The 26,456-nt window shown below is 66.6% G+C and carries 21 protein-coding genes; 9 read left to right on the plus strand and 12 right to left on the minus strand.

Annotated features, from left to right (window positions below):
• Positions 1–123 precede the first annotated feature (123 nt).
• The 4 genes from JQ507_33615 (at position 124) to JQ507_33630 (ending at position 5,455) form a co-directional block, all read left to right on the plus strand.
• Positions 124–2,634 carry a PAS-domain containing protein gene (locus tag JQ507_33615; protein ID QRI69726.1) on the plus strand — a complete coding sequence of 837 codons (2,511 nt, stop codon included), beginning with the start codon at positions 124–126 and terminating at the stop codon, positions 2,632–2,634.
• Positions 2,631–4,154, plus strand: coding sequence for a tRNA (adenosine(37)-N6)-threonylcarbamoyltransferase complex ATPase subunit type 1 TsaE (gene tsaE, locus JQ507_33620; GenBank protein QRI69727.1), 1,524 nt, complete (start codon positions 2,631–2,633; stop codon positions 4,152–4,154). The genes JQ507_33615 and tsaE overlap by 4 nt, the downstream gene beginning before the upstream one ends.
• Before the next feature lie 83 nt (positions 4,155–4,237).
• Positions 4,238–4,555 carry a PilZ domain-containing protein gene (locus tag JQ507_33625; protein QRI69728.1) on the plus strand — a complete coding sequence of 106 codons (318 nt, stop codon included), beginning with the start codon at positions 4,238–4,240 and terminating at the stop codon, positions 4,553–4,555.
• Positions 4,556–4,732: 177 nt separating this feature from the next.
• Positions 4,733–5,455, plus strand: coding sequence for a nucleotidyltransferase family protein (locus tag JQ507_33630; GenBank protein QRI69729.1), 723 nt, complete (start codon positions 4,733–4,735; stop codon positions 5,453–5,455).
• 126 nt (positions 5,456–5,581) lie between these two features.
• On the opposite strand, the gene JQ507_33635 is transcribed toward JQ507_33630, so the two are convergent.
• Together JQ507_33635 and JQ507_33640 are read right to left on the minus strand one after the other, a co-directional pair.
• Positions 5,582–6,595 (minus strand): DUF2891 domain-containing protein, encoded by a 1,014-nt coding sequence (locus JQ507_33635; GenBank protein ID QRI69730.1) that lies wholly within the window; start codon positions 6,593–6,595, stop codon positions 5,582–5,584.
• Entirely contained in the window at positions 6,592–7,494 is a 903-nt protein-coding gene (locus tag JQ507_33640) for a hypothetical protein (protein QRI73625.1), read from the minus strand. The genes JQ507_33635 and JQ507_33640 overlap by 4 nt, the downstream gene beginning before the upstream one ends.
• 114 nt (positions 7,495–7,608) lie before the next feature.
• On the opposite strand from JQ507_33640, the gene JQ507_33645 reads away from it, so the two are divergent.
• The 4 genes from JQ507_33645 (at position 7,609) to trxA (ending at position 15,663) form a co-directional block, all read left to right on the plus strand.
• Entirely contained in the window at positions 7,609–8,529 is a 921-nt protein-coding gene (locus JQ507_33645; GenBank protein ID QRI73626.1) for a LysR family transcriptional regulator, read from the plus strand.
• Positions 8,530–8,609: 80 nt separating this feature from the next.
• The gene (gene addB, locus JQ507_33650) at positions 8,610–11,756 is read left to right on the plus strand and encodes a double-strand break repair protein AddB (protein QRI69731.1); all 3,147 of its coding nucleotides are present in this window, start codon (positions 8,610–8,612) and stop codon (positions 11,754–11,756) included.
• The gene (addA, locus tag JQ507_33655; protein QRI69732.1) at positions 11,750–15,226 is read left to right on the plus strand and encodes a double-strand break repair helicase AddA; all 3,477 of its coding nucleotides are present in this window, start codon (positions 11,750–11,752) and stop codon (positions 15,224–15,226) included. The genes addB and addA overlap by 7 nt, the downstream gene beginning before the upstream one ends.
• 116 nt (positions 15,227–15,342) lie before the next feature.
• Positions 15,343–15,663 carry a thioredoxin gene (gene trxA, locus JQ507_33660; GenBank protein QRI69733.1) on the plus strand — a complete coding sequence of 107 codons (321 nt, stop codon included), beginning with the start codon at positions 15,343–15,345 and terminating at the stop codon, positions 15,661–15,663.
• Positions 15,664–15,718: 55 nt separating this feature from the next.
• On the opposite strand, the gene JQ507_33665 is transcribed toward trxA, so the two are convergent.
• From JQ507_33665 to JQ507_33680, 4 genes are all read right to left on the minus strand, one after another.
• Complete coding sequence (locus tag JQ507_33665; protein QRI69734.1) at positions 15,719–16,459, minus strand: metallophosphoesterase family protein; 741 nt, start codon at positions 16,457–16,459, stop codon at positions 15,719–15,721.
• A gap of 47 nt (positions 16,460–16,506) precedes the next feature.
• A complete protein-coding gene (locus JQ507_33670; GenBank protein QRI69735.1) occupies positions 16,507–17,850 on the minus strand; it encodes a bifunctional folylpolyglutamate synthase/dihydrofolate synthase in 1,344 nt (447 codons plus the stop codon).
• Positions 17,847–18,788: an acetyl-CoA carboxylase carboxyltransferase subunit beta gene (locus JQ507_33675; protein ID QRI69736.1), complete on the minus strand. Its 942-nt coding sequence runs from the start codon at positions 18,786–18,788 to the stop codon at positions 17,847–17,849. The genes JQ507_33670 and JQ507_33675 overlap by 4 nt, the downstream gene beginning before the upstream one ends.
• Before the next feature lie 104 nt (positions 18,789–18,892).
• Entirely contained in the window at positions 18,893–19,729 is an 837-nt protein-coding gene (locus JQ507_33680; GenBank protein ID QRI69737.1) for a tryptophan synthase subunit alpha, read from the minus strand.
• A gap of 72 nt (positions 19,730–19,801) precedes the next feature.
• Between JQ507_33680 and JQ507_33685 the strand changes: the two genes are divergently transcribed.
• Complete coding sequence (locus tag JQ507_33685; protein QRI69738.1) at positions 19,802–20,146, plus strand: endonuclease domain-containing protein; 345 nt, start codon at positions 19,802–19,804, stop codon at positions 20,144–20,146.
• Positions 20,147–20,225: 79 nt separating this feature from the next.
• Here the strand turns inward: JQ507_33685 and trpB are convergent, their stop codons facing one another.
• From trpB to rpsA, 6 genes are all read right to left on the minus strand, one after another.
• Positions 20,226–21,443 carry a tryptophan synthase subunit beta gene (gene trpB / locus JQ507_33690; protein QRI69739.1) on the minus strand — a complete coding sequence of 406 codons (1,218 nt, stop codon included), beginning with the start codon at positions 21,441–21,443 and terminating at the stop codon, positions 20,226–20,228.
• Complete coding sequence (locus JQ507_33695) at positions 21,440–22,111, minus strand: phosphoribosylanthranilate isomerase (GenBank protein QRI69740.1); 672 nt, start codon at positions 22,109–22,111, stop codon at positions 21,440–21,442. Before JQ507_33695 ends, trpB begins: the two co-directional genes overlap by 4 nt.
• 75 nt (positions 22,112–22,186) lie before the next feature.
• Positions 22,187–22,573, minus strand: a complete 387-nt coding sequence (locus tag JQ507_33700) for a LapA family protein (GenBank protein ID QRI69741.1) — start codon at positions 22,571–22,573, stop codon at positions 22,187–22,189.
• Between the two features lie 83 nt (positions 22,574–22,656).
• Positions 22,657–22,986 carry an integration host factor subunit beta gene (locus tag JQ507_33705; GenBank protein QRI69742.1) on the minus strand — a complete coding sequence of 110 codons (330 nt, stop codon included), beginning with the start codon at positions 22,984–22,986 and terminating at the stop codon, positions 22,657–22,659.
• Positions 22,987–23,160: 174 nt separating this feature from the next.
• Entirely contained in the window at positions 23,161–24,138 is a 978-nt protein-coding gene (sppA, locus tag JQ507_33710) for a signal peptide peptidase SppA (GenBank protein ID QRI69743.1), read from the minus strand.
• A gap of 182 nt (positions 24,139–24,320) precedes the next feature.
• Complete coding sequence (gene rpsA, locus JQ507_33715; protein ID QRI69744.1) at positions 24,321–26,030, minus strand: 30S ribosomal protein S1; 1,710 nt, start codon at positions 26,028–26,030, stop codon at positions 24,321–24,323.
• Positions 26,031–26,456: the final 426 nt, after the last annotated feature.

A 26,456-nucleotide genomic window follows, 5' to 3' on the forward strand; every position in this document is an offset into this window, starting at 1 on the left:
GTCGGGCTGTCTGATCTTGCTTGGGCATGATCCCCGGACAAACGCGAAACGTTTGCCGTAGGGGAACACCGGTCTCCTCGTTTCCGGATCATGCCTTAAGGTTTGTGCGTTCTGGGGCAACATATGTCGGGCGTAGTCGCGGCAATGCGTCGAACCCTGCTGTCATGCACCTCACTGGCGCGCGACGGCATGCTTGGGCTCGCCATGTCGGCATTGCTGCCGGCCCGCAGCTCGTTCGCCGCCGAGGGCCTGGTGGCCCAGGCGATGTCGGAGCATTTCGGTTTCAACCATCAGGAGGTTGCGGTTCTCGCGACCTCGTTCGCGCTGGTCGGCTTCTCCGTCGTCGCCGCGATCCTGTTGATGCGCACCCGCCTGCGCGCGACCCGCAACGAGCAGCAGCTGCAATCCGAGATCACGGACCTGCAGGCGCAATCCGACCGGCTGCGCGCATTGCTGTTCGTCGAGCCGCAGGTCCTGATCTCCTGGGCCGCCGGCGACAACCGGCCGCAGATCTCGGGCGATATCTCGCTGGTGATGTCGCAGGAGGGCTCGCCGCAACGCATCCTCGCCTTCGGAACCTGGCTGCCGCCGGAGCCGGCGCTGCAGATGGACCACGCGGTCGACGCGTTGCGCGACAAGGGCGAGGCGTTCCTGCTCAACCTCTCGACCTCGGCCGGCCGCGCCATCGAGGCGATGGGCCGCGCGATCGGCGGCCAGGCCATCGTGCGGATCCGCGAGCTCGGCGGCCTGCGCCGCGAGCTTGCCGAATCCAACCTGCGCTACAAGACGCTGCAGGAGGAGACCGAGCTGCTGCGCGATTTCGCCGCCGCCGCGCCGTGGCCGATCTGGGCCAAGAGCCTCGAGGGCAATCTGCGCTATGCCAACGCCGCCTATGTCCGCGCGACCGAGGGCAAGAGCGTGTCGGACGCGTTGCAGCGCAATCTCGAGCTGCTCGAAAGCGACCAGCGCAGCGAACTGACGCGCGCGCTCAATGACAATGCGAGCTATGCCGCGCGGCTGCCGATCGTGGTCAGCGGCGAGCGGCGGATCTACGACGTCCAGGCGCTGAAGCTCTCCGGCGGCAGCGCCGGGATCGCGATCGACGCCAGCGAGGCGGCGGCGTTGCGCGCGGCGATCGCGCGGATGGTCGAAGCGCACCGCCGCACCCTCGACCAATTGTCCTCCGGCGTCGCGGTGTTCGATGCCGACCGGCGGCTCACTTTCTACAACGAATCCTATCGGCGGCTGTGGGGCCTCGACCAGGCCTTCCTCGACAGCAACCCCGACGATTCCAGTGTCCTCGATCGCCTGCGCGCCAACCGCAAGCTGCCCGAGCAGCCGGACTTCCGGGCCTGGAAGGCCAAGCTGCACGAGGCCTATCGCGCGGTCGAATCCGAGACCTACACCTGGTTCCTGCCCGACGGCCGCGCCATCAGCGTCGTCACCACGCCGAACCTCGAAGGCGGCGTCACCTACCTGTTCGACAACGTCACCGAGAGCCTCGACCTCGCGCGCCGCTACGACCGCCTGACGAGGGTGCAGCGCGAGACCCTCGACAATCTCGGCGAAGCGGTCGCGGTGTTCGGCAGCAACGGCCGCGCCGAATTGTTCAATCCGCCGTTCGCCAAGATGTGGAAGCTGCCGGCCGATGCGCTGCAGGGCGAACCGCATATCGAGCAGGTGGAAGCGCTGTGCCGGCCGCTGTTCGACGACGCCCTGACCTGGCGGACGCTGCGCGAGCAGATCACCGCGATCGAGAACCGCGCCCAGGTCGCGCTGAAGCTCGAGCGCAAGGATGGCAGCGTGCTGAACTGCATGACCATCCCGCTGCCCGACGGCAAGACCCTGCTCGCCTTCCAGGACATCACCGACACCGAGAATGTCGAGCGGGCGCTGCGCGAACGCAACGAGGCGCTGGAAACCGCCGACCAGATGAAGGTGGATTTCGTCCACCACGTCTCCTACGAGCTGCGCGCGCCGCTCACCACGATCATCGGCTTCGCGCATTTCCTCAGCGATCCCTCGACCGGACCGCTGACGCCGAAGCAGGCCGAGTATCTCGACTACGTCACCAAATCGACCAACGCGCTACTGGCGCTGACCAACAACATCCTCGATCTCGCCACCATCGACGCCGGCGCGATGAAGCTCGAGCTCGGCCCGGTCAATATCGGCCAGGCGATCGAGGCCGCCGCCGAAGGCATCCAGGATCGCCTCGCCACCGACCGCATCACGCTGAAGGTCGATATCGAGCCCAACATCGGCGCCTTCGTCGGCGACGAGCGGCGCGTGGTGCAGGTGCTGTACAATCTGCTCGCCAACGCCGTCGGCTTCTCGCCGCATGACGCCACCGTCACCATCAGCGCGCACCGCACCGCGCACAGCGTAGTGTTCGCGGTGACCGACGCCGGTCCCGGCATTCCAGCCGAGATGCGCGACAAGGTGTTCAACTGGTTCGAGAGCCATTCGCACGGCTCGCGGCATCGTGGCGCCGGGCTCGGCCTGTCGCTGGTCCGCTCCTTCGTCGAGCTGCATGGCGGCAGGGTCCGCGTCGATTCGACCGTCGGCCGCGGCACGACCGTGACCTGCGACTTCCCGATCGACCAGACCGCACATCGCAACGCCGCGGAATGACGGCGACCTCGACATTCTCGGTGGCGCTCGCGAACGAAACCGCGACGGCCGAGTTGATGGCGGACCTCGCGCTCCTGATCGGCGCCGGCGACGTCATCACGCTGTCGGGCGACCTCGGCGCCGGCAAGACCGCGGCCGCCCGCGCCCTGATCCGCTACCTCGCCGCCGACGATACGCTGGAAGTGCCGAGCCCGACCTTCACGCTGGCGCAGAGCTACGAGCTGCCGTCGTTCCCACTGGTTCATGCCGATCTCTACCGCATCAATGATGCGAGCGAGCTCGAGGAGATCGGGCTGGCGCCGCTGCCCGACGACATCGTGGTGCTGATCGAGTGGCCGGAGCGCGCGCCGGACGCGATGCCCGCTGATCGCATCGACATCGCACTCAGCCACCGCCCGGCGCTCGGATCGGCCGCGCGCGCCGCCGAGATCACCGGCTACGGCAAGGCCGCGGCCAAGGTCGCGCGGCTCAATGAGCTGCGCCGATTCCTCGAGCGCGCAGGCTTCCTCAGCGCGCGGCGCGAGCGCATGCCGGGCGACGCCTCGACGCGCTCCTACGCGCGGCTGCGCAACGACGACGGCAGCGTCATCCTGATGAACTCGCCGCGCCGCCCCGACGGCCCGGCGATCTACAACGGCCGGCCCTACAGTGCAGCGGTGCATCTCGCCGAAGACGTCCGGCCGTTCGTTGCGATCGGCAACGGCCTGCGCAAGCACGGCTTCTCCGCGCCTGCGATCCGGCACGCCGATCTGGAATCCGGCTTTCTGATCACCGAGGATCTCGGCGGCGAAGGCGTGATCGAGGGCGATCCGCCGCGCCCGATCGCCGAGCGCTACGAGGCCGCCGTCGACATGCTGGCCGCGTTGCACCGCGAGGCGCTGCCGCGGCAGCTGCCGGTGACACCGGACGAGAGCTACGACATCCCGGTGTTCGACATCGACGCCTGGCTGATCGAGATCGGGCTGATGCTGGAATGGTATCTGCCCGACCGCGGCGTGCAGCCGAGCGAGGAGCTGCGCACCGATTTCCTCGGGATGTGGCGTGGCCTGCTGGAAAAGCCCGCCGCGGCGCCGCGGACCTGGGTGATCCGCGACTTCCATTCGCCGAACATCATCTGGCTGGCCGAGCGCACCGGCATCCTGCGCGTCGGCATCATCGACTTCCAGGACGCGCTGCTCGGCCCCGCGGCCTATGACGTGGTGTCGCTGCTGCAGGATGCGCGGATCGACGTGCCCGAGCAGCTCGAACTGTCGCTGTTGACCCGCTACATCAAGGCACGGCGCGCCACCGACGAGAGCTTCGATCCGGCCGGTTTCGCCGAGCTCTATGCGATCATGTCGGCGCAGCGCAACACCCGCCTGCTCGGCACCTTCGCGCGGCTCAACCGCCGCGACGGCAAACCGCAGTATCTCAAGCATCAGCCGCGGATCTGGACCTATCTGGAGCGCTCGCTCGCCCATCCGGCGCTGACGACCTTCCGCATCTGGTACACCGCCAACGTCCCTCCCCCAGTACCTTAGTTTACGGCTTGTTAGCCTTGGGTCCCCTAAGATTGTCGAGGCCGCACCTCATGGCGTGGCCGGATCGGGAGCGGGACCACACGATGGGGACGGAACGTCGCAGGGGCGATCGTGTCACGTTTGAGCGCGGCATAGCCGCGCACATGATGGGCATTGACGGCACCTGGCGGCGCGACTGCACCATGGAAGACGTATCCGAGACGGGCGCCAAGCTGACCGTCGAGGGTTCGGTCGAGGGCCTCGCCCTGAAGGAGTTTTTTCTGCTGCTGTCGTCCACAGGATTGGCCTATCGCCGCTGCGAACTGGCCTGGGTCAACGGCGACCAGATTGGAGTCAACTTCCTCAAACAAGGCGACAAGAAGAAGAAAACTGCCAGACGCGGTGCGCAAGCCGACGTCTAGAGCATGATCCGGAAAATTGGAGACGGCTTTCCGGCAAGATCATGCTCCAACAAAGGCTCGTCGTTAATGCCGTCTTACGGCCGTCATGTCCTATGACTATGGCGTCTGGTTGATGTGCTTGCCGAATCGCCGTGATAGGATCGGCGCCGAGAGATGATGACCGAGAATATCCGGAAAATGCCTGTCACTCCCCACAAGGCTATGGTGCTAGCTGCGGGCCTCGGCGTGCGCATGCGCCCCTTGACCCTCACGATGCCGAAGCCGCTGGTCAGCGTCGCCGGCCAGCCGCTGCTCGACCATGTGCTCGACAAGCTCGCCGGCGCCGGCGTCAGCGAAGCGGTCGTCAACGTGCATTACCTGCCCGACCAGATCATCGAGCACGTCAAGACCCGTAGCCGCCCGCACGTGATCATCTCCGACGAGCGCGACCAGGTGCTCGGCACCGGCGGCGCGGTCGTCAAGGCGCTGCCGCTGCTCGGCGATGCGCCGTTCTTCCATCTCAATGCCGACACGATGTGGATCGACGGCGTGCGCTCCAATCTGGCGCGGCTGGCCGAAACCTTCGATCCGGCGCGGATGGATATCCTGCTGCTGATGGCGCCGACCGCCTCGAGCATCGGCTACAGCGGACGCGGCGACTATTCGATGCTGCCCGATGGCGCGCTGCGCAAGCGGCGGGAAAACCAGGTGGTGCCGTTCGTCTATGCCGGCGCCGCGATCATGTCGCCGGCGCTGTTCGCCGACGCTCCGGCCGGCGAGTTCTCGCTGACCCGGATGTTCGATCGCGCCAACGAGCAGGAGCGCCTGTTCGGCCTCCGCCTCGACGGCGTCTGGATGCATGTCGGGACCCCCGACGCGATCCAGGCCGCGGAAGAAGCCTTCCTGGAAAGCGTCGCTTAGAGTCTGATGAGATTAGCTTGAGCTAGAACGACGTCGCGAGCTCACCTCTCCCCGATGGGGAGAGGTGAACCGAGACCATGCCAAGCCGATCGACCGAAACTCATCCCGCTTTAAGCAAAGTTGTCGTTAGCCATCTGCATCGATCGCGAGGACTGCAAAACTCGCGAGCCAGTGTTCGCCCATATAGTCGCCGGCGATATGCGGCAGGCCGGCATCGAGATGGTGTCGCGCGGCTTCCATCAGAACCGGGCGACGGGCATCGCCCTCCGGCAATGCACCGGCCAGCGCACGCCAGCACCAGGCACGGCTGAGATTGAGTCCATCGAGATGCGCAAGCTTGCCGTCGCTGCGATCGGTCACCTTGGCCGGCCGGAACAGGGTTGCCGGCTCGCGCTGCGCGAGGTGCGGCAGGAAGCGGTCGAACCAGGGCAGGAAGTCACGAGGCGCCAGCAGCCGGCGCATGCATTCCGCTTCGATCAGCGCGGACGATTGAAAATCGTCGCCGCTCGGCTCGCCCCAGGCAGGACAATCCTGGTCGGCGCCGTACCAGCGCAGCGCCGTGTCGCGCAGCAGCGCGCTGAACGCATCGTCCTGCGTCGCCGCGGCGTAGTCGGCGGCCATGCGCAGCCCGAACGCGGTGTTGAAATGGGTGCCGACCCGCACCGGATAGGTCGCGAGCGGCAGGAAATCGCGAAAGCGCTGCGCGAAGATTTCGGCGAGTGGAGCAATTTGCTCGCGCCACCGCGTATCCTCGAGCCGCCAGAGTTCGGCCGCGAGCTTCAACAGCCAGCCCCATCCATAGGGCCGCTTGAAGCCGCGCGCGGTCGGGGCTGCGAGATAGGCGCACTCGGCAGCGATCTTTTCCACGACGAACTGTTCGTCGAACAAAGCGCGGATCGCATCTGCCGCATCGGAGGCCGGATAACGGCGCAGCAGCCGGGCAAGCATCCAGTAGCTGTGGACGCAGGAGTGCCAGTCGTAACTGCCGAAGAACACCGGATGCAATTCGCGCGGCGTGCGCGCATCCTGCGGCCCTGCCAACACGTGATCCGGCTTGTTCGGATATTCGCGGCCGACATGGCCGAGCGCGATGCGCGCGAAGCGGACGGCGAGTTGTTCGGTCAGAATGATCTCGCTCATGGTGAGGCTTCCTCTTTTCGCCCGCGCCGAACCAGCATCTCGATCAGGCGCGGCGTCATGTAGATCGGAAACTGGGTCGCCGCGAAGAACAGCGCCGTCATCGGCGACACCGCCGCACCCATCGCCGACCACACCAGTCCGACGTTGCGGTTGCCGAGAACGAGGCCCGTGGTCAACCGCTCGGCCAGCGGACCCGGCGTCAGCAGCGCGCCAAGCCCTTGCAAGGCAAGATTGCAGGCGAAGGCAAGCCCGACGCAAGTCGCCGCGGCGATCGGCTGGGCCGCGATCTGCGCGCGCACCCCGGCCATGGTGGCAATTGCGAACAGTAAAAGCGAGGCGAGCACGAGGGCGTCGATGGTGCCCGAATGCCGCGCCAAATGTGCCGCCGCCTGACGGCGCAGCAGCAACGCCAGTGCGCCGGCACCACCGACCAGCAGCGCCAGCCGCGCACCAAGCGCCAGCGGATCGAGCGCAAGGCCGGCAAATGCCGCGGCGATCAGCGGCACGGTGACCGGGGCCAGCGCCATCGACAGCAGCGTCACGGCGAGCGGAACGGTGGCATCGAAGCCGAGCATGCGTGCGACCGCCGCGGTGCCGCTCGACGGCGGCGCACAGACCGACAGCAGCAGCGCGACGATCAGCTCTGGCGCAAATCCGGCGCCGCGCGCCGCGAAACCGACCGCCAGCGGACACACCACCATCGCGAGCGCCGGCAACAGCAGCCAGACCCGTGGACGCAGCAACGCACGGCGGAACGCCGCGCCATCGACCTGGAGGAAGGTGCCGAGCACCAGCACGAAGATCGCGACCGTCATCAGCGGGCGCACGCCCTGCGCCAGGGCCGGGAAGGCCAGCCCGGCCAGCACGCCGATGATCAGCAAGGTCGGCCCGCGCGGCATCAGTCTCGCAAATGATTGTCCCAAATCTTCCGGCCTCGTCGTCATGCCCGCTACACCCTAGGCTTAGCCAGATCATTGTTGAAATCGATTATTATTATGTCCATTATTGCTGTGATGAATTTAGCCACTGTCGATCTCAACCTGCTGGTCGCCTTCGAGGCGCTGATGGAGGAGCGCCACGTCACCCGCGCGGCCGAACGCATCGGCCTCGCCCAACCGTCCATGAGCAGCGCGTTGCGGAGGCTGCGCGCGCTGTTTGCGGACGAATTGTTCCTGCGCGCCGGGGCCGGCATGCAGCCGACCGAGAGGGCGCTGGCACTGGCGGGCCCGATCGGCGAGGCACTGCGGCAGATCCGGGGCGCGCTGGCGCCTGACCGGGGCTTTGATCCGGCCACCGCGCGGCGGCGCATCACGATCGCTGCGACCGATTACGGCGATCTCGTCCTGGTGCCGGAACTGACCCGTCTGTTGCGCATGGAAGCACCAGGCATCGATCTTGCCGTGCGTCCGCTCACCGATCCGACCGTGGCGCTGGCCAAGCTGGAGCGCGGTGAACTCGATGCGGTGATCGGCGGCCATCTGCCGGAGACGCCGCGCTGTATCCGGCACCGGCTGTTCGAGGAACGCTTTGTCTGCATCCGCGACGGCGCGCGCGCGAGCCGATCGGAACGCCTGAGCCTGGAAGACTATGCCGGCCTCCCGCACGCGCTGTTCTCGGCGGCGGGCGGCGACGGCCTGCCGAGCGTGATCGATGCGCTGCTGGCGCGCCACGGGCTGAAGCGGCGGCTGGCCGTGACGCTTGCGCATGTGGTGGCCGTTCCGTTCGCCGTGGCCGGCACCGATCTCATAGCCACGCTGTCCGAACGCGTCGCCCGGCGCTTCACGCATCTCGCCGACATCGCCGTCGTCGCGCCGCCGATCGAGATTCCCGCCTTCGCGATCGACCTGATCCATACCAGCCGTGCCGCTGACGATCCGGCGCTGCGCTGGTTCCTGGATGCCGTCGATCGCTGCGCCGGCCGGCTGCGACATTGAGCTGTCATGGCTGACCGGCAGGGGTGGCTAACGACCGTCGCCACTTCCTATATTGGCGCCTGATTCGAACAAGGCAGCCCATGCGCGTTTTCAGCGTTCCCGTTTCCGCGCCGTTCCTGCGCACCGTCATCGCGGCGCTGGTCGACGGCCGCCTGGTGGCGGGATTCGAGGCGCGCAACGATCCCGCCAAGCTCGCCAACGCCACACTGTATCTGCCGACCCGCCGCGCCGGACGGCTGGCGCGCGAAATCTTCCTCGACGTGCTCGATTCCGACGCCGCTGTGCTGCCGCGCATCATAGCGCTCGGCGAGATCGACGAGGACGAGCTCGCCTTCGCCGACCAGGGCGACGAGGTCGGCGGCGCCGCGCCGCTGGAGATTCCGCCCCGGCTCGGCGAGCTGGAGCGACGGCTGACCCTGGCGCATCTGGTCGCGGCCTGGGCGAAGACGCCGGTGTCAGCGCCGCTGGTGGTCGGCGGCCCGGCCTCGACCTTGCAGCTCGCCGGCGACCTGGCGCGGCTGATGGACGACATGGTGACGCGCGGCGTCGACTGGCGCGCGCTCGACCGCCTGGTGCCGGACCAGCTCGACAAATACTGGCAGCATTCGCTCGACTTCCTGCGCATCGCGCGCGACGCCTGGCCGAATTATCTGAAGGAGATCGGCCGGATCGAACCCGCGGCACGGCGCGATCTCCTGATCGAGGCGGAAGCGGCGCGGCTGACCGCGCATCCCACGGGCCCGGTGATCGCCGCCGGTTCGACCGGCTCGATGCCGGCCACGGCGAAATTCCTGCACGCGGTGGCGAAGCTGCCGAACGGCGCCGTGGTGCTGCCCGGGCTTGACACCGATCTCGACGAAGAGTCCTGGGATACGATCGGCGGCGAGCGCGGCGACGACGGTCGCTTCACCCTGCCGCCGTCGTCGAACCATCCGCAGTTCGCGATGCACGCCCTGCTCGATCGCTTCGGCATCAAGCGCCGCGACGTCGAGAGCCTCGCCGAGCCGGCACCGCAGGGGCGCGAGGTGCTGGTGTCGGAGACGATGCGTCCGTCGACCGCCACGGCACAATGGCATGACCGGCTGGAGCGGCCCGAGATCGTGGCGCGGATTTCCGCCGGGATGACCAATCTCACCGTGGTCGAGGCGCCCAATCCGGAAATGGAGGCGCTGGCAATCGCGGTCGCGATGCGCGAGGCGCGGCATCTCGGCAAATCGGCCGCGCTGGTGACGCCGGATCGCGCGCTGGCACGCCGCGTGATGGCCTCGCTGACCCGCTGGAAGCTGGAGTTCGATGATTCCGGCGGCGACGCTCTGATGGAAACGCCGGCCGGCGTGTTCGCCCGCCTCACCGCGGAGGCCGCCGCCAAGGGGCTGGAGCCGCCGACGCTGCTCGCGCTGCTCAAGCATCCGCTGTTCCGGCTCGGCGGCTCGCATGGCGCGCTGAAGCGCGCGATCGAGGTGCTGGAGATCGCGCTGCTGCGCGGCACGCGGCCGCAACCAGGGACCGGCGGGCTTGCGCGCGACTTCGCCCGCTTCCGCGCCGAGCTGGTCAAGCTGCACGGCGGCGAGACCTCGTCGCTGCATGCCATGGAGCCGCGCGCCCGGCTGCGCGACAACGAGCTCAATCAGGCCGAGGGCCTGATAACCCGATTGCAGGCGGCGCTGGCGCCGCTGGAAGGCATGGCCGCGTCAAAGCCGTATGATTTTGCCGAGCTGGCGGCGCGCCACCGCGAGGCGCTGATCGCGCTGTCGGCCGATCAGAACGACGTCGCCATCGTGTTCGAGGAACGCGCCGGTGCGTCGCTGGCGTCTGCCTTCGACGAGCTGCTCGCCAGGCAGCAGCCGAGCGGGCTGATGACGCCGCTGTCGGATTATCCCGAGGTGTTCCAGACCGCGTTCGCCGACCGCATGGTGCGGCGGCCGGAATCGGCGCGCGCGCAGCTCAACATCTTCGGCCAGCTCGAGGCGCGTCTGACCGAATCCGATCGCGTGATCCTCGGCGGCCTGGTCGAGGGTGTCTGGCCGCCGGCGCCGCGGATCGATCCGTGGCTGAGCCGGCCGATGCGGCACGAGCTCGGGCTCGATCTTCCCGAGCGACGCATCGGCCTGTCCGCACACGACTTCGCGCAGCTGCTCGGCCATGACGAGGTGATCCTCACCCATGCCGCCAAGGTCGGCGGCGCGCCGGCGGTCGCCTCGCGCTTCCTGCACCGGCTCGAAGCAGTCGCGGGCGAAGCGCGCTGGAAGGCCGCTACATCGGCCGGCGAGACTTATGTGAAATATGCCGCCGAGCTCGACCAGCCCGACAAGGTCGAGCCGATGCCGCAGCCGGAGCCGCGGCCGCCGCGCGAGGCGCGGCCGCTGAAGATGTCGGTCACCGCGATCGAGGACTGGTTGCGCGATCCCTACACGATCTACGCGCGCTACATCCTCAGGCTCGATCCGCTCGACCCGGTCGACATGCCGCTGTCGGCGGCCGATCGCGGCTCGGCAATCCACGAATCGCTCGGCGAGTTCACGCAAACCTATGCCGACGCGCTGCCCGACGACATCAAGAGCGCGCTGCGCGATATCGGAGCCAAGCATTTCAAGCCGCTGATGGAACGGCCCGAAGCGCGCGCGCTGTGGTGGCCGCGCTTCCAGCGCATCGCGGCGTGGTTTGCCGAATGGGAACAGGCGCGGCGCGGCAGCATCGACGCCATCAAGGCCGAGATCCGCGGCGAGATCGGCATTCCGCTCGACGACGCCAGGACATTCGTGCTCTCCGCGCGCGCCGATCGCATCGAGCGGCGCGACGACGGCAGCTTTGCGATCCTCGACTACAAGACCGGCCAGCCGCCGACCGGCAAGCAGGTGCGCATGGGCCTGTCGCCGCAGCTGACGCTGGAGGCCGCGATCCTGCGCGAGGGCGGCTTCGCCGGGATTCCGGCGGACGCCTCGGTCGGCGACCTCGTCTATGTCAGGCTGAGCGGCAACAATCCGCCGGGCGAGCAGCGTTCGCTGGAATTGAAGATCAAGACCAGCGACACGCCGCAGCCGCCCGACGAAGCCGCCGACACTGCGCGGCGCAAGCTCGAAGCGCTGATCCGCGCCTTCGACGACGAGCAGCAGCCCTACACCTCGCTGAACCTCTCGATGTGGGCGAACCGCTACGGCGCCTATGACGACCTTGCGCGGATCAAGGAATGGTCCGCTGCAGGCGGATTGGGGATCGAGGAATGGTGAAGGCCCCACGTCCGATCCCGCCGGCCGTGCGCGATGCGCAGGCACGCGCGTCCGATCCGAAGGCATCGACCTTCGTGTCGGCCAATGCCGGCTCGGGCAAGACCCATGTGCTGGTGCAGCGCGTGATCCGCCTTTTGCTGTCAGGCGTGCCCCCGGAGAAGATCCTCTGCATCACCTTCACCAAGGCCGCCGCGGCCAACATGGCGGAGCGCGTGTTCACGACGCTCGGCCATTGGGTGACGCTCGATGACGCCGGGCTCGATGCCGCGATCCGCGAGGCCGGCATCGCGCATCCATCCGCTTCGCTGCGGCGCGAGGCGCGAAAACTGTTTGCCTGCGCGCTGGAGACGCCCGGCGGTCTGAAGGTGCAGACCATCCACGCGTTGTGCACCCGTCTGCTGCAACAGTTCCCGTTCGAGGCCAACGTGCCGGCGCGCTTCGCCGTGCTCGACGACCGCGACCAGAACGAGATGATGGAACGCGCCAATCTAGCGGTGTTCCTGGAGGCGTCGCGGATTCCCGACAGTCCGATCGGCCGCGCGCTGCGGACCGCGATGGCGAATGCCGCCGACGTCACCTTCAAGGAGGTGGTCCGAGAGGCCTGCCTCAGCCGCGACCATTTCATGGCCTGGACCGATGCCGCCGGCAACGCCACCGCCGCCGCCGCGCAGATGTCGGCCGCGCTCGGCGTCTCCGCTGATGATCGCATCGAGGATGTCGAACGCGAGATCGTCGACGGGCCGAACCTGCCGCGGTCGAGCTGGAAGGAGATGGCAACGCTGCTCGACACCAGCAGCAAGGCGGATCAGAAGCAGGCCGAGCGGCTGCGGGCGGCGCTGACCTTCACCGGTGCAGCTCAAGTGGACGAATATCTCGGCGTGTTCCTGACCGATGACCGCGCGCCGCGCGCCTCCGTCATCACCAACAGTTTCATCAAGAAGAATCCGGTCGCAGGCAACAGGTTCGATGCAGAGATCGACCGGCTCGGTCCGCTGATCGAACGCCGACGCGCCGTGGTGGCGCGCGACCGCACCGAGGCGCTGATCCACATCGCCACGGCAGCGGCTGCGCACTACCGGCGCGAGAAGCTGGAACGCGGCCTGCTCGACTATGACGATCTGATCGACAAGACGCTTGCGATGCTCGACCGGGTCTCCTCCGGCTGGGTGCACTACAAGCTCGACCGCGGCGTCGATCACGTGCTGATCGACGAGGCGCAGGACACCAGCCCGCGGCAGTGGGACATCGTCGCCCACATCATCTCGGAATTCACCTCCGGCGCCGGCGCGCGCGACGGCCTGGTGCGCACGGTGTTCGCGGTTGGTGACGAGAAGCAGTCGATCTTCTCGTTCCAGGGCGCGGCGCCCCGTGAGTTCGATCTGCGCCGCCGCGAGCTGAGGCGGCGGTTCGAGGAGGCCGGGCTGAAATTCGATCCGGTGTCGTTCACCTATTCGTTCCGCTCGGGACCGGTGATCCTGCATTCGGTCGACCATGTGTTCCGCGAGCAAGAGATCTTCCGCAGCATCCATGCGGTCGAGAACGGTTATCCGATCCACAATGCGATGACTGACGCCGGCCCCAGCCTGATCGAGCTGTGGGATCTCGCGGTTGCCGACGACCGCCAGGACATCGAGGGCTGGCGCGCGCCGTTCGACGGCGTCGCGGTGACCAGCCCCGAGGTGAAGCTGGCACGGCGCATCCAGGCCGAGATCAAGCGCTTGGTCACCAGCGGCACCATGACCGGGAGCGCCGGTGGACGACGGCCATTGCGTTACGGCGACATGCTGATCCTGGTGCGGCGGCGCGGCAACGCCTTCGACGCGGTGATCCAGGCGCTGAAGCACGCGGGCATTCCGGTCGCCGGCGCCGACCGGCTGAAGCTGACCGAGCACATCGCGATCATCGACCTGATGAACCTTGCCGACGCGCTGCTGCTGCCGCAGGACGACCTCGCGCTCGCGGTGGCGCTGAAGAGCCCGCTGTTCGGGCTCGACGACGACGATCTGTTCAAGCTCGCTTATCAGCGCCGCGGCTCGCTGCGCGAAGCACTGACCGCGCAGGCGCCGACCGACGAGCGTTTTTCGGCGGCGCTGCAGCGCCTGGAAGAGTGCGAGCGCCGCTTCACCCAGGAGACGCCGTTCGCGTTCTACGCCTGGCTGCTCGGCGGCGACGGCGGGCGGGCGCGCATGCTGCGCCGGCTCGGCCACGAGGCCAATGACGCGCTCGACGAATTCCTCGAACTGGCGCTGGGCTATGAGCGCAAGGCGCCGGCCTCGCTGCAGGGCTTCGTCGCCTGGCTGCGCGCCGCCGACACCGAGGTGAAGCGCGACATGGAGATCTCGCGCGACGAGGTGCGCGTGATGACCGTGCACGGCGCCAAGGGCCTCGAGGCATCGGTGGTGTTCCTGGTCGACACCACGACCTCGCCGTCGGACACCCAGCGGCTGCGGCTGATCCATCTGCCGCAGGGCAATGCCGCGCCGAACGCGCCCGGCGTCGTGGTGTGGGCCGGCAAGAAGGCCGAGGATCCGCCCGCCGTCGCCGATGCGCGCAAGGCGATGCTCGGCGACACCGAGGACGAATATCGCCGCCTGCTCTATGTCGCGATGACCCGTGCCGCCGACCGGCTGATCGTCGGCGGCTGCATGCCCGGCAACATGAGCACGGTGCGGAAATCCTCCTGGTACGATCTGATCACCAGGGGGCTCGCCAATGCCGGGCTCAAGCTCGAGGAAGAGGAGACGCCGGCCGGCAAGGTGATGCGCTATTCACGGCCGGATGACATCGCGGATCTCTCGGGCCCGGCCGCGCCAACGGAAGCGGCCCCGGTCGCGCTGCCGTCCTGGCTTCGTGAAGCGGCCGCACCCGAAGCCTCAGCCGCGGGCGTGCTGCGCCCGTCCGATCCGTCCGACGGCGACAGCCATCCGATACGATCCGGCGAATCGGTGCAGCTGCGCGCCCGCGCCCTGCAACGCGGCACGCTGGTGCATCGCCTGCTGCAATCGCTGCCCGAAATCGCGCTGGAACGGCGGCTCGGCGCGGCGCTCGGTTATCTTGCGCGCAACGCCGATGGCTGGAGCGAAGACGAACGCGCGGCGCTGGCCCGGCAGGTGGTCGCCCTGACCGTCGACCTGCGCTTCGCGCCGGTATTTGCCCCCGGCAGCCGTGCCGAAGTGTCGATCGTCGGCCGGCTGGAGCGGCCGGGCCTGCCGAAGGCGCTGGTCTCCGGCCAGATCGACCGGCTGGTGGTGACGCCGAACGAGGTCCTGATCGTCGATTTCAAGACCAACAACGCCCCGCCAAGGACCGCCGCCGACGCCCCCAAGGGTTATATCCGGCAGCTCGCGCTGTACCGCGCGGTGCTGGCGAAACTTTATCCCCAAAGGATCATCCACGCCGCCCTGCTCTGGACCGAAACCCCTGAAATGATGGAGATTTCCGCCTCCGCGCTGGACGCCGGGCTGGCATAAGTTCATGTCGGCGTGAGCGAGCTTGACCCGGCAAGGGGGCGTTCATACGTTTGCCGCATGCTCCCGGGCGCGATTCTCCACCGCGCCCTTTTGTCTCAACTGAACGAGGTACTCACATGGCCGTTGGCAAGGTTTCTGACGCCGATTTCGAAGCCGAAGTGCTCAAGGCGACCGGGCCGGTGGTCGTCGACTTCTGGGCCGAATGGTGCGGCCCCTGCCGCATGATCGCGCCCGCTCTCGATGAGATTTCCGGCGCGATGGGCGACAAGGTCAAGATCGTCAAGCTCAACGTCGACGAGAGCCCGAAGACCGCGTCGAAGTATGGCGTGATGTCGATCCCCACCCTGATGATCTTCAAGGGCGGCGAGATGGCGTCGCGTCAGGTCGGCGCCGCGCCGAAGGCCAAGCTGCAGCAGTGGATCACCGCTGCGGTCTGATCCGCTTTGAATTAGCTGATTTGCGACACGGCCGGCGAAAGCCGGCCGTTTTGTTTTACCTGATCCATCCGGTCGCGAGCGCCGAGGCGAGCTCGGCCTCGCCATTGCGCCGCGCCAGCGCCGCCATCGCTTCGTGGTCGTAGGGGATGTGGCGGAAGGTGACATCCCAGTCGCCACCAACCCTTTCGAGGATCGCGTAGCGCGCGTCGGGTGAGCCGGCTTCGACCACATGCGGATACGGATGGACGTCGCGATAGCCGGGCGAGCCGACGCTGCCGGGATTCACGATCAGCCTCCCGTCGCGAAGCCGCACGGCGCGCGCGGTATGCGTATGGGCGCAAAGGATCAGCGACTGCGCAATGCCTGCGGCCCTCGCCTCGATTGATCCGGGCGAAGAGATGCACACCTCGCCGCCCGGCAGCACCGTGTCGAGCCAATAGGTCTCGTCATCCTGCGGCGTTGCGTGACAGAGGAACACCGCGTCGCGATAGACCGCATTGGCCGGCAGCGTGCGCAGCCAGTCGAAATGCCGCTGCTCGAGCTGGGTATGGACCAGCCGCTCCCATGCGCCCATTTTCTCATGCGGGCGGTCGATCAGATAGCGGTCGTGATTGCCGAGCAGATGGACCGCATCGAGCGCCATCAGCATATCGATGGTCGGCTGCGCGTCGAGCGGTCCGCTGACCATGTCGCCGAGATCGACGATGTCGGAAATCCCTTGGGCGCGGATGTCCGACAGTACGGCTTCGAGCGCGAGATGATTGCCGTGGATGTCGGCGATCGCAGCAAAACGCATGTGTCTCGTCCTCCCTCATGCGTACCGCAGCAGGGACGCGAGGCCTGTTATGCAGGAGGCGTGCCGTTGGCCGCAAGCACCGGGCCGGCGAGGTACAGCGAGCCGGTGATCAGGATGCGCGGCGGCACCTCATAGGCCAGCGTAGCGAGCCGTCGCAGCGCGGCGTCGACGCCGGTCGCGATCTCGACGCGCATGCCGAGCGCACGCGCGGCGTCGGCAAGCTTGTCCGGCGCCATGCCGTTGTCGCGGCCGGGCACCGGGACCGCGATGATGTGGCGCGTCAATCCGGCGAAATTGGCGAGGAATGCGCTGGCATCCTTGTTGGCCATCATGCCTGCGATCACGACCAGCGGCCGCGACACGCGCTCCTCGAGATCGCCGAGCGCGGCGGCCGCAACCCGGCCTCCCTCGGCATTGTGGCCGCCATCGAGCCAGACCTCGGAGCCCTGCGGTCCCTGGCAAACGAGCGTGCCGGAGACCAGCCGCTGCATCCGCGCCGGCCATTCCGCACTGACGATGCCGGTCTCGAAGGCGGCGAGGTTGAGCTTGAACGCGTCGATCGCGCGCAACGTCGCGATCGCAAGGCCGGCATTGTCGAACTGGTGGCGACCGAACAGTTTTGGCGCAGCGAGATCCATCAGGCCGCGCTCGTCCTGATAGACCAGGCGGCCACGCTCGACGCCGACATGCCATTGCTGGCCGGCGGCGTGCAGCGGCGCCCGCATGCGGTGCGCCTCCGCCTCGATCACCGCCATCGCATCGGGCGCCTGCTCGGCGCACACTACCGGCACCTTGCGCTTGATGATCGCGGCCTTCTCGCTGGCGATCAGGGCCAGCGTGTCGCCGAGGAATTCCATATGGTCCATGCTGACCGGCGTGATCACCGAAGCCAGCGGCATCTCGACCACATTGGTCGAATCCAGCCGGCCGCCGAGGCCGACCTCGAGCAACGCAACGTCGGCCGGATGCTTCGCGAACAGGCAGAACGCGACCGCCGTTTCCATCTCGAAGATGGTGATGGGATTGCCGGCATTGGCACGCTCGCAATGCTCGAACGTCGCGTGCAGCTCATCGTCGCCGACCAGCTTGCCGCCGCCGACGGCGCCGAGCCGGTAGCATTCGTTGAGCCGCACCAGATAGGGCGAGGTGAAGACGTGCACCCGCAGGCCCGATGCTTCGAGGATCGCGCGCAGATATGCGACCGTCGAGCCCTTGCCGTTGGTGCCGGCGACATGGATCACCGGCGGCAGCTTGCGCTCGGGATGATCGAGCCGCTCCATCAGGCCGCGCATGCGATCGAGGCTGAGATCGATGCGCTTGGGATGCAGCGCCGATATCCGCGCGATCAGCGCCTCGAACGAGGCCTGCGATGGGGCGGCGCTTGCGGTCACGCGTGCGGCGCGGCCGGCACCGTCTCCGGGGCCGTCACGATCTGGGCCGGCTCGGTGACCGGAGTTGCGGGCTTCGATGCGGTTTCAAGCGCCGGCGCCTTGGTCAGCAGCCGGCACAGCCGCGCCAGCGTGGCCTTCATCTCATGGCGATGCACGACCATGTCGACCATGCCGTGCTCGCGCAGGTATTCGGCGCGCTGAAAACCTTCGGGCAGCTTCTCGCGGATGGTCTGCTCGATCACGCGCGCGCCGGCAAAGCCGATCAGTGCGCCGGGCTCGGCGATGTGGATGTCGCCGAGCATCGCATAGGAGGCGGTGACGCCGCCGGTGGTCGGATTGGTCAGCACGACGATGTAGGGCTGGCGCGCCTCGCGCAGCATCTGCACGCCGACCGTGGTGCGCGGCATCTGCATCAGCGACAGAATGCCTTCCTGCATCCGCGCGCCGCCGGAGGCGGCGAACACGATGAACGGCGACTTCTTCTCGACCGCGAGCTCGAGCCCGCGCACCATCGCTTCACCGGCCGCCATGCCGAGCGAGCCGCCCATGAAATCGAAATCCTGCACCGCGACCACGACGCCGGCTCCCTCTAACTTGCCGTAGCCGACCTTGATCGCGTCGTTCAGTCCGGTCTTGGCGCGCGCGTCCTTGATGCGGTCGACATACTTGCGCTCGTCGCGGAACTTGAGCGGATCGGCCGCGACGTCAGGCAGCGCGACGTCGAACCAGGTCTCATTGTCGAAGATCGACTTGAGCCGGGCCACCGCGCCCATGCGCATGTGGTAGTTCGAGCCGGGGATCACGAACTGGTTGGCCTCGACGTCCTTGTAGAACACGAGCTGCCCGGAATCCGGGCACTTGATCCAGAGATTCTCCGGCGTCTCGCGGCGCAGGATGTTGCGGATCTTCGGCCGGACGACGTTGGTGAGCCAGTTCATGGTTCGCTCCGAAATGCGGGTCGGTCCCGCACCAGCTGGATATATGGCGGGCCGGGCGAACCCGGCAAGCCGCCGTCTGCGGCCTTGTTGCCGCAAAATGTGGCTTATTCAGCGGCCTGCTTGGCGCCCCGGACCCCCTGCGCCAGCGCGGACACCAGGTCCGCCACCGCACTCACGGTCTTCGGCGTGGCGCGGCCCTCGGCATCGAGGTTGGCACGCACCGCATCGACGATTGCGGTGCCGACCACGGCGCCGTTGGCACTCTCGGCGATCGCGCGCGCCGTCTCAGGGGTGCGGATGCCGAAGCCGACGCAGACCGGCAGCTTGGTGTGCCGCTTGATGCGCGCGACCGCTTCCGCAACCGCGTTGGAGTCGGCCGCAGCGCTGCCGGTGATGCCGGTGATCGAGACGTAATAGACAAAGCCCGACGTGTTGGCGAGCACCGCCGGCAGGCGCTTGTCGTCAGTGGTCGGCGTCGCCAGCCGGATGAAGTTCAACCCGGCCTTCATCGCCGGGATGCAGAGCTCGGTGTCTTCCTCCGGCGGCAGGTCGACGATGATCAGGCCATCGACGCCGGCGGTCTTGGCGTCAGTCAGGAAGCCGTCGACGCCGTAGATGTAGATCGGATTGTAGTAGCCCATCAGCACGATCGGCGTGGCGTTGTCCTCCTTGCGGAAGTCGCGGACCATCGCCAGCGTCTTGCGCAAGGTCATGCCGCCCTTGAGCGCACGCAGGCCGGCGGCCTGGATCGACGGGCCGTCGGCCATCGGATCGGTGAAGGGCATGCCGATCTCGATGACGTCGGCGCCGGCCTTCGGCAGCGCCTTGAGGATATCGAGCGAGGTCTTGGCGTCGGGGTCGCCCGCCATCACGAAGGTGACGAAGGCGGAGCGGCCCTGCTGCTTCAGCTCGGCGAAACGTGCGTCGATACGGGTAGTCATGGTTGGACAGTCGCTGTGCTATACCTCTCCCCTCCGGGGAGAGGTCGGCTGCGTAGCAGCCGGGTGAGGGGGATGGAGCAGTTCAAAGCAAGAGCGCGAAGCCTCCGCGCGTCACAGACAAACGCCGAGGCGAAGCTTTGGCAGGCGCTGCGCAATCGCAGGCTAGCGCGATGGAAATTCCGTCGCCAGCACCCGATTGACCGATACGTCGTCGATTTCGTCACGCTCGACGGCAAACTGATCGTGGAAGTCGACGGCGTAACACATTCCACGTCATCAGAACTGAAACGCGACGAAGCCAGGACCAAAGTCCTCGAAGCTTGCGGCTTTCTCGTCGTGCGGGTTACCAAGACCGATGTGTATGAGAATCGCGAGGGTGTGCTCGAGATGATCGAAACATCGCTGCGGTTCGAATGAGTGGAGAGACCCCTCACCCGGCTGCTGCGCAGCCGACCTCTCCCCAACGGGGAGAGGTAAGGAAGGAGCGCCCAGCCCATCACTTCTGCCTCGCCTTCAAGATGTCGCCGACCTGCGGAACGTCCTTGTCGCCGCGGCCCGAGAGGTTGACCACCATCAGGTGATCCTTCGGCCGCTGCGGCGCGAGTTCGGACAATTTCGCGATCGCATGCGCGGATTCCAGCGCGGGGATGATGCCTTCGAGCCGCGACAGCAGCTGGAATGCGGCCAGCGCCTCCTCGTCGGTCGCCGAGAGATATGTCACGCGGCCGGTCTCGTGCAGCCAGGCGTGCTCGGGGCCGATGCCGGGATAGTCGAGGCCGGCCGAGATCGAATGCGCTTCCTCGATCTGGCCGTCGGCGTCCATCAAAAGATAGGTGCGGTTGCCGTGCAGCACGCCGGGGCGGCCGCCGGCAAGCGAGGCCGCATGCAGCTGCGTCAGCCCGTGGCCGGCTGCCTCGACGCCGAAGATCTCGACCGAGGGATCGTCGAGGAACGGATGGAACAGGCCCATCGCGTTGGAACCGCCGCCGATGCAGGCGATCAGCGAGTCCGGCAGGCGGCCCTCGGCCTCCTGCATCTGCTTGCGCGTCTCGTGGCCGATGATCGACTGGAAGTCGCGCACCATCATTGGATAGGGGTGCGGACCCGCCACCGTGCCGATGCAATAGAAGGTGTTGTGCACGTTGGTGACCCAATCGCGCAGCGCATCGTTCATCGCGTCCTTCAGCGTGCGCGCGCCCGACTGCACCGGGACGACCTTGGCGCCGAGCATCTCCATGCGGATCACGTTCGGCTGCTGCCGCTCGACGTCGACCGCGCCCATATAGACCACGCATTCGAGCCCGAAGCGCGCGCACAGCGTCGCCGTCGCCACGCCATGCTGGCCGGCGCCGGTCTCGGCGATGATGCGCTTCTTGCCCATGCGGCGCGCGACCATGATCTGGCCGAGCACGTTGTTGACCTTGTGCGAACCGGTGTGGTTGAGCTCCTCGCGCTTCAAATAGATTTTCGCGCCGCCGAGATGCTCGGTGAGCCGTTCGGCGAAATACAGCGGCGACGGCCGGCCGACATAGTCCTTCAGATAGACATTCATCTCGGCCTGGAACGCCGGATCGGCCTTGGCGTCGGCATAGGCCTTTTCGAGATCGAGGATCAGCGGCATCAGCGTTTCGGCGACGAAGCGTCCGCCGAAAATGCCGAAATGCCCGCGCTCGTCGGGGCCGCTGCGGAAGGAATTGGGCAGGTTTTGATTCATCGAACCATCAGTTCTTGGGTAGTACTTTGGGTTGCGCGTGCGGCGCGGATGAAGGCGCGGATCAGCTCGGGATCCTTGACGCCGGGCGTGCGCTCGACACCCGAGGAGACGTCGACGCCGCCGGCGCGGGTAACGCGGACGGCTTCAGCGACGTTCTCGGCGTTGAGCCCGCCGGAGACCATGTAGGGCAGCGCGAGGTCGAGATTTTCCAGCACGTGCCAATCGAACGGCGCGCCGAGACCGCCTGGCCGCGTCGCATCCTTTGGCGCGCGGGCATCGAACAGGATACTGTCGGCGACGCCGGCATAACCCGGCAGCGGCGCGAGGTCGGCCGCGGTCTCGACCGGCAGCGCCTTCATCAGCGGCAGGCCGAATTTCTGCTTGAGATCACGCAGCCGCGCGGTGGTCTCCTTGCCGTGCAGCTGCAGGATATCCGGCCGCAGCGTCTCGATGATGTTCTCGATGGTCGCGTCGTCGGCATCGACCGTCAGCGCGACCTTCACGGCGCGGCCCTTGGCCTGTTTGCCGAGCTCGCGCGCGGTCTCTAGGCTGATATGGCGCGGCGACGGCGGAAAGAACACGAACCCCACCATGTCGGCGCCGCTCTCCAGCGCGACGTCGAGCGTCTCGCGCGTTGACAGGCCGCAGATTTTGACGAGCAGGGGCATGGTCTCGAAACGGGTCTCAAAACAGGTTTTCGGGCGGCCGGAACCGGGGTGAACCCTGGTCGGACGGGGCGGGTTCTACAACGTCGCGCCCTGCTTGTCTCGCCCATTGGGCCCGTAAAAGCCGAGCTGGGCCGCGGCCGGGCGGCGCTGCGCGTCGTCCCGGGAGGCCGCGGCCCTGAGGTCGGCGAGCTCGGCGCGGATGTGGCGGGCGTCGGCCTCGTGCTGCCGGGCGGCGCGGCGCCAGCGCCCCTGCTTGAACCAGGTCGCCATGCCGCCCGCGATCACGCCCAGGATCGCGGAAGCGATGATGACCACGAACAGCGGCAGTGTGACCGCAACCGTCGGCGTCACAGAATTGAACGGGTCAAACGACACCGTCACCCAGTGACGGTTGGCGACGGCGAAGATGATGAAGATCAGTCCGAGCGGAATGACGACCACTGCCGTGAAGAACTTTCGCATGACCATCTCTCGCAGCGATGGAGAAAGTGCGGGCCCTTCGCCCGCAGCACGACAACGCCGGAGGCGGCGCTCAGGCCTCAGCCTTAAGCATCAGCCTTGGGCGCGTCGATCTTGGCGGCTCCCGCCTCGGCCTCGTCGCGATTGAGGCGCTCGCGCATTTCCTTGCCGGTCTTGAAGAACGGCACGCTCTTCTGGTCGACCGGCACATGCTCGCCGGTACGCGGATTGCGGCCGGCACGCGCCGGGCGATGCTTCACCGAGAATGCGCCGAAACCGCGCAGCTCGACGCGGTCGCCACGCGCCAGCGCCGCGACGATTTCATCGAGAATCGCATTCACAATGTTCTCGACGTCCCGCTGATAGAGGTGCGGGTTGTGCTCGGCGATACGCTGAACAAGTTCGGATTTGATCATCGAAAATGGGATCCGGGCTCTTGCGGAAACCCATTTCCGTGAAAATGCCGTGCACTGTCAAGACGCTAAATCGATTTAGGACGCCGTGAAATCGCGTGACAAATAGCCCAATTGGGGCATGCGGCGATTCCCGCAGAGCGGGAATACCTTGATCATCACGCGTTTCGCACCCGACTAGTCGGCTCCTCCCGGCGCCCACAGCGCCAGCATGCCGTCGAGCCCAAACCGGTCGACGGCCTGGGCCACGCCACCCTGCTCGATCCGCCGCGCGATGGCGCCAAGGCCGAACGCATCGAGCGTCATCGACGCCGCGGTGCGCAGGAAGGTCAGGTCGCTGAATCGCGGATTAAGCGTGTAATTGCGCACCGGCAGGTCGCTTTTGACCTTCTTCTCCGCAACCAGCCAGGCGATCGCGGTCTTTTCATCTCCCAGCTGATCGATCAGCTTGAGATCGACCGCCTGCCGGCCGGTGAAGACGCGTCCATCCGCGACCTTCTCCAACAGCGCATCGTCCATGCCGCGCCGCTCCTTCACCAATCCACGGAACCAGGCATAGGAGTCCTTGACCAGCCCCTCGATCGCGGCACGGGCTTCGGGGCTGGTCGGCTCCATGCCATTGGGCGCCGCTTTCAACGGTGAGGACTTGATCTCCTCCATCTTCACGCCGACGGTCTTGAGCAATTCGGAAACGTTGGGGAACTGGAAGAGCACGCCGATCGAGCCGACCAGCGAGGTCTGCTGGGCGACGATATGGTCGGAGGCGATCGCGGTGATGTAGCCGCCCGATGCGGCCAATCCCTCGACCACGACGACGAGCGGCTTCTTCGCCTTCAACTGCATCAGCGAGTCGTAGAGCTGCTCGGAGCCCGCGGTGGTGCCGCCGGGCGAATTGATGTGCACGACAACCGCCGCATAGCTCGACTTTCCGAGCCGCTCCAGCGCCTCGACGCGCTGCTGGTCGCTGCGGATCAATCCGTCGATATTGATCCGCGCGATCGCGTTCGACGTCGACAAGCCGCCGCGTCCGCCGGCGGCGATCACGCCCACGCCGACGATGGCCGCGATCGCAATGACCGCAGCGGCGACGCGCCAGAATGTCAGCTTGCGCCTGATACGGCGACGGTCGACGATCACGTCCGAATCCAGCGACATCGGTCTCTCCAGAAATGGTCAGCGCGAAGGTCCGCGCGTTTTGCCGTCGCAGCGTCACTATCAGCTTAGCCAAATACATCAATTGCGACGCAATATGAAGAAAACAAGGCCCGCAATCCGGCAAACAAAAGGGCCCCGGCTTGCGCCGGGGCCCCGATTGTTCGCGAGAATGGTGCGAACGCTTACTTGTCGGTGCCGCGGTTCTTCAACGCGGTGCCGAGGATGTCGCCAAGCGTCGCTCCCGAATCGGAGGAGCCGTACTGCGCGATGGCTTCCTTCTCTTCGGCAACTTCCAGCGCCTTGATCGAGACCTGCACCTTGCGGGCCTTCTTGTCGAACTGGATGACGCGGGCATCGACCTTCTCGCCGACGGCGAAGCGCTCGGCGCGCTGGTCGTTGCGATCGCGGGCCAGTTCGGACCGCTTGATGAAGGTGGTGAACTCGGTGCCCGAGATCCGGACCTCGATGCCGCTTTCCTTCACTTCGAGCACTTCGCAGGTCACGACCGCGCCCTTCTTGACGTCGCCCGGCTCGGCGAAGGGGTCGCCTTCGAGCTGCTTGACGCCGAGCGAGATACGCTCCTTCTCGACATCGACATCGAGCACCACGGCCTTGACCATGTCGCCCTTCTTGAAGTTGTCGATGACCTGCTCGCCCGGAAGCTTCCAGTCGAGGTCGGAGAGATGGACCATGCCGTCGACGTCGCCCTCGAGACCCAGGAACAGACCGAACTCGGTCTTGTTCTTGACTTCGCCCTCGACCACCGAACCGACCGGGAACTTCTCGACGAACACTTCCCAGGGATTGCGCATGGTCTGCTTGAGACCGAGCGAGATGCGTCGCTTGACCGAATCCACTTCCAGGACCTGCACTTCGACTTCCTGCGAGGTCGAAACGATCTTGCCGGGGTGCATGTTCTTCTTGGTCCACGACATCTCGGAGACGTGGATCAGGCCTTCGATGCCCGGCTCGAGCTCGACGAACGCGCCGTAGTCGGTGATGTTGGTGACGCGGCCGGTGAAGCGGGCACCCAGCGGGTACTTGGCTTCGATGCCCTGCCACGGATCATCCAGCAGCTGCTTCATACCGAGCGAGATGCGGTGGGTCTCGTGGTTGATCTTGATGATCTTGACCTTCACGGTCTGGCCGATGGTCAGCACCTCGGTCGGGTGGTTGACGCGGCGCCAGGCGATATCGGTCACGTGCAGCAGGCCGTCGATGCCGCCGAGATCAACGAACGCACCGTAATCGGTGATGTTCTTGACCACGCCGTCGATCACCTGACCTTCTTCGAGGTTCTGCACCAGCTCCTGGCGCTGCTCGGCGCGGGTCTCTTCGAGAACCGTGCGGCGCGACACCACGATGTTGCCGCGGCGGCGGTCCATCTTGAGGATCTGGAACGGCTGCGAGTTGTTCATCAGCGGCGCAACGTCGCGGATCGGACGAATGTCGACCTGCGAGCGCGGCAGGAAGGCCACTGCACCGTCGAGGTCGACCGTGAAGCCGCCCTTGACCTGGTTGAAGATGACGCCGTTGACCTTTTCGTTGTTCTGGAACGCCTTCTCGAGCTTGCCCCAGCTTTCCTCGCGGCGCGCCTTGTCGCGCGACAGCACGGCTTCGCCGAGCGCATTCTCGATACGGTCGAGGAACACCTCGACTTCGTCGCCGACCTTCAGGTCGCTCTCACGGCCGGGGCCGGCGAATTCGCGCAGCGCGACGCGGCCCTCGGTCTTCAGGCCGACGTCGATGACGGCCATGTCTTTCTCGATCGCAACAACCTTGCCCTTGATGACCGAGCTTTCCTGCAGATTGCCGCCGGCAAAGGACTCATCAAGCATCGCCGCGAAATCGTCGCGGGTCGGGGAATAGGAAGACGCAGAATTCGAAACCATTGGTTCTCCAGATGCGGGATCTCGCCGGCCGTTCGGGTTGTTGGGCGCACCGCGCGTGAAGTGTCAGGGTTCCGCAAACCCTGACGACCGCTCGTTGCAGGAGGAGCAACAGCGGGCCGGCAGCAAGACTGCACGTTCGGTACGTTTGATAGTCCGGAGCCCGAAGCGAAAATATCGACTGCAAGACCTGGGAGCGGGCGTTCCTCCAGATGCGGCGAGGGCTCAAACCCAGCACCGGCCCGCTCAGACACGGCCTCGACATGGTCGATGGTGGCGCCGAACGGCGCTGATATAGCCCTGAGCCCTGCTTTCGGCAAGCAGGAAATGCCCCATTTTGCTGGGTTTTCGAGCCGAAAGGGCGCTTCGATGCCGCTGATTCTAGAGCATGATCCGGAAAAGTGCGAAGCGGTTTTCCGAAAAGATCAT

The sequence above is a fragment of the Bradyrhizobium sp. PSBB068 genome, from assembly GCA_016839165.1.
In the GTDB taxonomy this organism is placed as follows: Bacteria; Pseudomonadota; Alphaproteobacteria; order Rhizobiales; family Xanthobacteraceae; genus Bradyrhizobium.